At 41.6% G+C, this 7,752-nt stretch carries 7 protein-coding genes; 5 read left to right on the top strand and 2 right to left on the bottom strand.

Annotated features, from left to right (window positions below):
- Positions 1 to 63 precede the first annotated feature (63 nt).
- From secA to ispF, 4 genes are all read left to right on the top strand, one after another.
- Complete coding sequence (gene secA / locus PX481_RS23310) at positions 64 to 2,880, top strand: preprotein translocase subunit SecA (RefSeq protein ID WP_288096305.1); 2,817 nt, start codon at positions 64 to 66, stop codon at positions 2,878 to 2,880.
- A gap of 610 nt (positions 2,881 to 3,490) precedes the next feature.
- Positions 3,491 to 4,678 (top strand): AAA family ATPase, encoded by a 1,188-nt coding sequence (locus PX481_RS23305; protein WP_288096304.1) that lies wholly within the window; start codon positions 3,491 to 3,493, stop codon positions 4,676 to 4,678.
- A 24-nt stretch (positions 4,679 to 4,702) separates the two neighbouring features.
- Positions 4,703 to 5,314, top strand: a complete 612-nt coding sequence (locus PX481_RS23300) for a DUF4276 family protein (RefSeq protein WP_002799501.1) — start codon at positions 4,703 to 4,705, stop codon at positions 5,312 to 5,314.
- Between the two features lie 547 nt (positions 5,315 to 5,861).
- Positions 5,862 to 6,341 carry a 2-C-methyl-D-erythritol 2,4-cyclodiphosphate synthase gene (ispF, locus tag PX481_RS23295; RefSeq protein WP_002760736.1) on the top strand — a complete coding sequence of 160 codons (480 nt, stop codon included), beginning with the start codon at positions 5,862 to 5,864 and terminating at the stop codon, positions 6,339 to 6,341.
- A gap of 22 nt (positions 6,342 to 6,363) precedes the next feature.
- Here ispF and PX481_RS23290 read toward each other — a convergent pair whose 3' ends face one another.
- Positions 6,364 to 6,582 carry a type II toxin-antitoxin system HicA family toxin gene (locus PX481_RS23290; protein WP_002760734.1) on the bottom strand — a complete coding sequence of 73 codons (219 nt, stop codon included), beginning with the start codon at positions 6,580 to 6,582 and terminating at the stop codon, positions 6,364 to 6,366.
- A gap of 3 nt (positions 6,583 to 6,585) precedes the next feature.
- Positions 6,586 to 6,840, bottom strand: a complete 255-nt coding sequence (locus PX481_RS23285) for a type II toxin-antitoxin system HicB family antitoxin (RefSeq protein WP_002760732.1) — start codon at positions 6,838 to 6,840, stop codon at positions 6,586 to 6,588.
- Between the two features lie 305 nt (positions 6,841 to 7,145).
- On the opposite strand from PX481_RS23285, the gene argS reads away from it, so the two are divergent.
- Positions 7,146 to 7,752, top strand: a 607-nt coding sequence (argS, locus tag PX481_RS23280; RefSeq protein WP_288096301.1) for an arginine--tRNA ligase domain-containing protein, incomplete at its 3' end; no start/stop codon positions are given.

Raw genomic sequence — 7,752 nt, 5'->3', positions numbered from 1 at the left:
GAGTGATACAATTGTTAACACCACAGACCAAGAGCCAATCGAAGCGAGAGAATAAAAACTGCTATGTTAAAAGCCCTACTCGGAGATCCCAACGCCCGCAAAATTAAAAAATTTCAGCCCCTCGTCACCGAAATCAACCTGCTGGAAGAGGATATTAAAAACCTGTCCGATGAGGAATTAAGGAGCAAAACCAGCGAATTTAAGGAAAGATTAGACAAAGCGAGAAATTATGACGAAAGAGAGGAGATTCTCGAGGAAATCCTCCCCGAAGCTTTCGCCATTGTCCGGGAAGCGGGAATCCGAGTCTTAGGGATGCGTCACTTTGACGTGCAGTTATTGGGGGGAATGGTACTGCACAAAGGACAAATCGCCGAGATGAAAACCGGGGAAGGAAAAACCCTGGTTGCCACTCTCCCCGCTTATTTGAATGGATTGACCGGAAAAGGGGTTCACGTCGTCACCGTCAACGATTATCTTGCCCGTCGTGACGCGGAGTGGATGGGGCAGGTACACCGCTTTTTAGGGTTAAGTGTGGGACTAATTCAAGCCGGCATGAGTCCAGAAGAAAGAAAGAAAAATTATGCCTGTGACATCACCTACACCACTAACAGCGAACTCGGCTTCGATTATCTGCGCGATAACATGGCTACAGTGATGGGGGAAGTTGTCCAAAGACCCTTTAACTACTGCGTTATCGACGAAGTGGACTCCATTCTTATTGATGAGGCCAGAACTCCATTAATTATATCAGGACCGATCGATCGACCCACAGAAAAATATATTCTCGCCGCCGAAATCGCCAAGCAATTAGTGCGCCAAAAAGTAGAAGACGGACCGGGAGACTACGAAGTTAACGAAAAAGACCGTAACGTTTTAATGACCGATGAAGGCTTTAAAAGAGCGGAAGAACTATTAGGAGTTACCGATTTATACGACCAAGAAAATCCCTGGGCGCACTATATTTCTAACGCTATTCGTGCCAAAGAACTCCAGAAAAAAGACGTTAACTATATCGTTCGCAGTGGTGAAATTGTTATCGTTGATGAGTTCACGGGACGGGTATTACCGGGGCGACGTTGGGGCGATGGTTTGCATCAGGCAGTGGAGGCTAAGGAAGGGGTAGAAATTCAACAGGAAACCCAAACCTTAGCCACGATTACCTATCAAAACTTTTTCCTACTCTATCCGAAATTATCCGGCATGACCGGGACGGCCAAAACCGAAGAAACGGAACTAGAAAAAGTCTATAACCTGCAAGTAACAATTATTCCCACTAACCGCGTTTCTCGTCGGCAAGATTTAGCCGATGTGGTCTATAAAAATGAACAGGCAAAATGGAACGCCGTCGCTGAAGAATGTCAACAAATGCACGAACAGGGTCGCCCGGTTTTAGTCGGTACTACCAGTGTGGAAAAATCGGAAGTGCTTTCGCTTTTATTACAGGAAAGAAAGATTCCCCATAACTTACTTAATGCTCGTCCGGAAAACGTGGAAAGGGAATCGGAAATCGTCGCCCAAGCAGGCCGGGCCGGGGCCGTAACCATTGCCACGAACATGGCGGGACGGGGAACCGATATCATCCTCGGTGGTAACTCCGACTATATGGCCCGATTGAAAATTCGCGAGTATTTAATGCCGAAATTAGTTATGCCCGAAGATGACAATTTGGCCTTTAGTTTACCCAGTTTAGGAGAACGCAATCGCCCGCAAGGATTCGCCCCAGGTAAGAAGAAAAAAAACTGGCGCGCCTCGGCGGAAATTTTTCCCACCGAGTTACCGAAAGAGGTAGAAAATGCCCTGAAAGAAGCGGTTAAATTTGCCGTTGATACCCACGGAACTCAAAGTTTACCGGAATTAGAAGTAGAAGAAAAAATCGCTATCGCAGCCGAAAAAGCCCCCACGGATGACCAAGTTATTCAAAAGTTACGCGAAGTCTATAAATTAATTCGCAAAAGTTATGAAGATTACACAGGTAAAGAACACGATGAAGTAGTAGAAAGGGGCGGACTGCACGTTATCGGGACGGAACGCCACGAATCCCGCCGTATTGACAACCAATTGCGAGGCCGGGCGGGCAGACAGGGCGACCCCGGTTCTACACGCTTCTTTTTAAGCCTAGAAGACAATTTATTGCGGATTTTTGGAGGCGACCGCGTGGCGGGTTTAATGGATGCCTTCCGGGTGGAAGAAGATATGCCCATTGAGTCGGGAATGTTGACTCGTTCCTTGGAAGGCGCGCAAAGAAAAGTGGAAACCTTCTATTATGATGCCCGGAAACAGGTGTTTGAATACGACGAGGTGATGAATAATCAACGGCGCGCTATTTATGCCGAACGTCGTCGGGTTTTGGAGGGGATGGACTTAAAAGAACAGGTGCTGCAATACGCCGAAAAAACCATGGATGAAATCGTCATGGCTTATATTAATCCCGAACTGCCGGCGGAAGAATGGGATTTAGAAAAACTGATTAGTAAATCTCAGGAATTCGTCTATCTCTTGGCAGATATTACCGCTAAAGATGTCGAGGATATGAGTGTTAATGATATCAAGATGTTCCTACACGAAGAAGTTCGCAAAGCCTACGAAATTAAGGAACGTCAAGTGGATAGTATTCGCGCCGGTTTAATGCGCGATGCCGAACGTTATTTTATCCTGCAACAAATCGATATGTTATGGCGCGAACACCTGCAAGCTATGGAAGCTTTACGCGAGTCGATTGGTTTACGCGGTTACGGTCAAAAAGACCCCCTAATTGAGTATAAACAGGAAGGCTACGAGATGTTTTTAGAAATGATGATTGATATCCGTCGCAATGTGGTTTATTCCATGTTCCAATTCCAACCGCAAGGACAACCCCAAGCAGTGGCTAGTGAACAGTAAAAACTAAAAGTTGGCTTAAATTGGGGAGAATTGGCTAAGGCTGATTCTCTCATTTTTTTTCCCTGAGAAATCAGTCACCCACAATCCACACTAGGACAAAAATTATCAGTACAATCACTCCATAGGACAGTAACGACCCCAAAAAATTGAGGATTTGTACGGGAAAATGAATCAAAACTTGGTAAGTAAAATCGGCAGCTGCCAGCAAGGCAGCGAAAAACATAATCACAAGTGTTATCATACTTAATATCTTCTCAATCTGATAGAATAAATGGCTATCCTTTGCGGTAATCGACAGTAGATGGTCAGAAGTTAGGAGATTATCCCCAAGAAAAAACTCGGAGTGCGGCAGAATCGGGAGAGCGTTGGGTTTCATGCTTCAACCGTTCGGCAAAAGCTCACGGCCGAAGCCCAACCTACGTTCTTGTTAAATAAGATTTAGTATAACTCGATCGCTGTTAAAATTGCGGTAGAATCAGGAGAGCTAATTTGCTATAACCAGTCCAGAAGAGCGAGATTACTAAAAATTGACCAGTTTTTTGCGGGAACTGGGAAAATTAACAGCTAATCTGGGACAAGACGAGCTAAAAGCAGCAGAGAGCAACAATCAATGTCTAAAAACTCTATACCTCGAATCGAAAATCTGCGCGTGCAAAATTACCGAGCTTTACAGGACTTAGAATTAAAAAGCATTACTCCTTTAACCGTTTTTCTCGGTCCTAATGGGAGCGGAAAATCTACCATATTTGATGTCTTTGCTTTCCTCTCTGAATGTTTTACTGTTGGTTTAAAAAAAGCTTGGGACAGACGGGGAAGATTTAAAGAATTAAGAACCAGAGGACAAGAAGGTTACATCATTATCGAATTAAAATATCGAGAAAAATTGGCATCACCTTTAATTACCTATCATTTGGCTATTAATGAAGCTAACAATCGCCCTTATGTTGCCGAAGAATGGTTACAGTGGAGACAAGGAGCGAAGGGCAAACCTTATCGCTTTTTAGACTTTAAAGAAGGGGAAGGAATAGTGATTAGTGGAGAAAATCCCCAAGAAGAAGATGAACGAATTTCTGAACGATTAGACTCCCCGGAATTTTTAGCTGTTAGTACCCTCGGACAATTGGCCAAACATCCCCGGGTTAGTGCTTTGCGTCGTTTTATCACAAGTTGGTATCTTTCCTACTTAACCGCAGATAATACTCGCACTCAACCAGAAGCAGGAGCGCAAGAAAGATTATCGCCAACTGGTGACAATTTACCTAATGTTATTCAATATTTAAAAGAAGATCATCCTCAACGATTAGAATCTATTTTACAAACCCTTTCTCGTCGAATTCCTAGATTAGAAAAAGTCGAAGCATCTATTATGCCGAATGGACAGCTTTTACTTCAAATTAAAGACGCACCTTTTCAAGAGCCAATTCTTGCCAAATTTGCCTCCGATGGCACTTTAAAAATGTTAGCTTATTTAACTATATTATATGATCCAAGCCCTCCGCAATTACTGGGAATAGAAGAACCAGAAAATCATCTTCATCCCCGTTTATTACCTGAATTAGCAGAAGAATGTCGGGCAGCGACCGCAAGTACACAATTAATGGTAACAACTCATTCTCCCTTTTTTGTAGATGGTTTGAAACCAGAGGAGGTTTGGGTACTTTATCGAGATGAAAATGGTTTTACTCAAGCTAAACGTACTTCAGCAATGCAAGGAGTTAAGGAATTTATTCAAAATGGTGCTTTGTTGGGTCAATTATGGATGGAGGACTATTTTGATGTGGGGAATCCTAGCATTTAAGTTTAATAGCAAAGGAGGAAAAAAGTGCATCTTGAATTTTTAGTTGAAGAATTTTCTACCCAAGAATGTTTAAATCAAATTTTACCTAAAATATTATTTGAGAATGTCACCTATAAAATTCATGCCTTTCGAGGTAAATCCGATTTAATCAAAAAACTACCGGAGCGATTAAAAGGCTATCAATGCTGGATACCCGATGATTATCGAATCATTATTCTTGTAGATAGAGACAATGAAGATTGTCAAATGCTCAAAGAAAAGTTAGAAAATATTGCCCAACAAACAGGACTGATCACCAAAACGATTAGTGAAGATAAAAAAACATTTCAGGTGTTAAATAGAATTGCTATAGAAGAACTAGAAGCTTGGTTTTTTGGTGATATTCAGGCTATAGTCTCAGCCTATCCCAAAGTTTCTACTAATGTGGGACAGCAAGCAAAATACAGAAAACCCGATGAAATTACGGGCGGAACTTGGGAAAACTTAGAAAAGATACTTCAAAAGGCTGGGTATCATCGAGGAGGTTTAGAAAAAGTGAAAGCAGCCCGAGAAATTTCTCAATTTATGACTCCTGCTCATAATTGTTCTCCTAGTTTTCAGATTTTTTATCAAGGTTTATTGGCGATGATTAGCTAAGGATATTTAGGAAAGTAAATGATGAAACTGCTAGATCACTGTCAAGGATAAATCGATTTTTAACTGTTGAATAAATTGTTGCATAATTGTTCAAAATTCGGTGTTTAACTATAGCGTTTCCTAAGCTAGTGAGGTACACCTATTTTTCTTCCCTTTTGCATGAGTGCCTAAAACCCATAACTTTTGTACCTCAGCAGACTGAAAAACGCTATAAATCTTATTGAAAAAGAACGTAGGTTGGTTTGAAGCATGAAACCCAACCCTCTCCTGATTCTACCGCAATTTTAACAGCGATCGAGTTATACTAAATCTTATTTAACAAGTATAGAGTGGCAAGTGGGAAGTGGGTTTTTAAAGTTGGATTGGCAGTTAATGATACTATCAAAAATCAATTTAGTATAAGCTTTCATTGTATTGGGAAAAACTTCAGCAGAATAGTTCATCCTTCCTAGCTAATTAACTAATAAGGACAAGTTAGGGAAAAGATTTCCCTAACTTGTTCCCTTTTGCGATAAGATAATTAATATAACTTCAAGGAGACTGCTCTATGAATATTCGTATTGGTAACGGCTACGATATCCACCGATTGGTAACAGGAAGACCTTTAATTTTAGGAGGAGTAGAAATTGCCCATACTGTCGGGTTATTGGGTCATAGTGATGCCGATGTCTTAACCCACGCTATTATGGATGCCATGCTGGGGGCGCTTAGTTTAGGCGATATCGGTCATTATTTTCCCCCCACAGACCCGCAATGGCAAGGGGCGAATAGTTTAAAATTATTAGAACAAGTTAATCAATTAATTATCGATAAAGGTTGGCAGATTAATAATATTGATTCGGTAATTGTCGCCGAAAAACCGAAAATGAAATCCCACCTTATTGCGATGCGAGCCAAGTTAGCAGCAACTCTCAAAATTAATCCGGAACAGGTGGGAATTAAAGCCACTACTAACGAACAATTGGGACCGGTAGGACGAGAAGAAGGTATCGCAGTTTATGCCGTGGTTTTATTGGTTAAGGAGTAGGTTAAATACGGTGTTTTCCCTGCTATTCTCCCAGCCATTCTTCCCTGGTAATACCCGCTTGATTGAGAATGCGTTTTAACAGTCCTACCCCTATTTCACCTTGATGAGGATTGGGGATAATTATCGTTAAATTATCGCGACGCATTTGAGGGTGTTTACCCCCAGCGTAGGGACCGTCAAACCCAAGTTCTCGTAATCTTTGAACTAGATTAAGCCATGATATGGCGGTTAATTTAGGCATATCTTAAATTGAAGACATGGGTTGAGGAAGGAGATTAAGATCTATTCCTGCTAACAATGGAATTGGCAAACCTAAACACAGACGCAAAGCAATCCAATCGCTTAAAGCTTCGCGCAATTCTTGCCGGCAATCTTCTAGATTGGCGTGATTTGCCCAAACTCCCTGAAGGGGTGGAATTTCACCCCAATAAGTGCCATCTTCTTCGATGATTTCGTATTGAGCCAATGCCATCGCTTGATCAATATAACTGGCTAACATGGTTGTACTATTGGTAAAGCTTACTTACTATATTAAAGCAAATGTTTCCCAGCAGCCAGCTGCATTGGATTCGCCTTCAGATTATGATCAGGTAAGATGGTCAATAACCTGAGTTGTCTGGAGTGTTAATCTCGTTGGCTCGAAACTATAATGAATACACCACAAAAGATCATCAAAAAAATCTTGAAAGAATACCATCAATCGCCATCTTCAGTAGCTAATTCGACCCATAATCGGGTTACTGCCAAGAAGCTAACCGATTCCTTCCCGATTTTTGTCTAATCCCTAACTGCTAAATTCTCTCTATGACTGCCATTATCCAACAAATAAAAGAGCGTTTTTCCCAATCCCTAGTTAAATCCTTTGGGGAAAACTTCGCTGATACCGATCCTCTAATTGTGGCCGCTAGTAACCCCCGTTTTGGCGACTATCAATGTAATATTTCCCTCTCTTTAGCCAAAGAATTAAAACAAAAACCGCGGGAAGTGGCGGCAACATTACTAAAAAATCTAGAGATAGATGATCTCTGTCAACCCCCCGAAATTGCCGGACCCGGTTTTATCAATCTTACCCTTAAACCTAGTTATCTAGAAACCCAAGTAAAAGACCTAATTATTGACAACCGTTTAGGAGTTGCTGGTGCTAACCCCAGTCAAAAAATTATTGTCGATTTCTCCAGTCCCAATATTGCCAAAGAAATGCACGTCGGTCACTTGCGATCAACTATAATTGGTGATTGTATTGCTCGGATTTTAGAATTTCGTCATCATCAAGTAATTCGTCTTAATCATGTCGGGGATTGGGGTACTCAATTCGGGATGTTAATTACCTATCTACAAGAAGCTTATCCTAGCGCTTTAACCCAAGCAGATGCCCTTGATTTAGGGGATTTAGTTAGCTTTTATAAAAAGG

Source organism: Microcystis sp. M53603_WE2 (genome assembly GCF_030065435.1).
This window is presented reverse-complemented; position numbering and strand designations above follow the sequence as displayed.

What these genes read in the sequence shown, in the direction of transcription:
- secA (WP_288096305.1), top strand. Translation starts at nt 64, where the DNA reads ATGTTAAAAGCCCTACTCGGAGATCCCAACGCCCGCAAAATTAAAAAA.
- PX481_RS23305 (WP_288096304.1), top strand. Translation starts at nt 3,491, where the DNA reads ATGTCTAAAAACTCTATACCTCGAATCGAAAATCTGCGCGTGCAAAAT.
- ispF (WP_002760736.1), top strand. Translation starts at nt 5,862, where the DNA reads ATGAATATTCGTATTGGTAACGGCTACGATATCCACCGATTGGTAACA.
- PX481_RS23290 (WP_002760734.1), bottom strand. Translation starts at nt 6,582, where the DNA reads ATGCCTAAATTAACCGCCATATCATGGCTTAATCTAGTTCAAAGATTA.
- PX481_RS23285 (WP_002760732.1), bottom strand. Translation starts at nt 6,840, where the DNA reads ATGTTAGCCAGTTATATTGATCAAGCGATGGCATTGGCTCAATACGAA.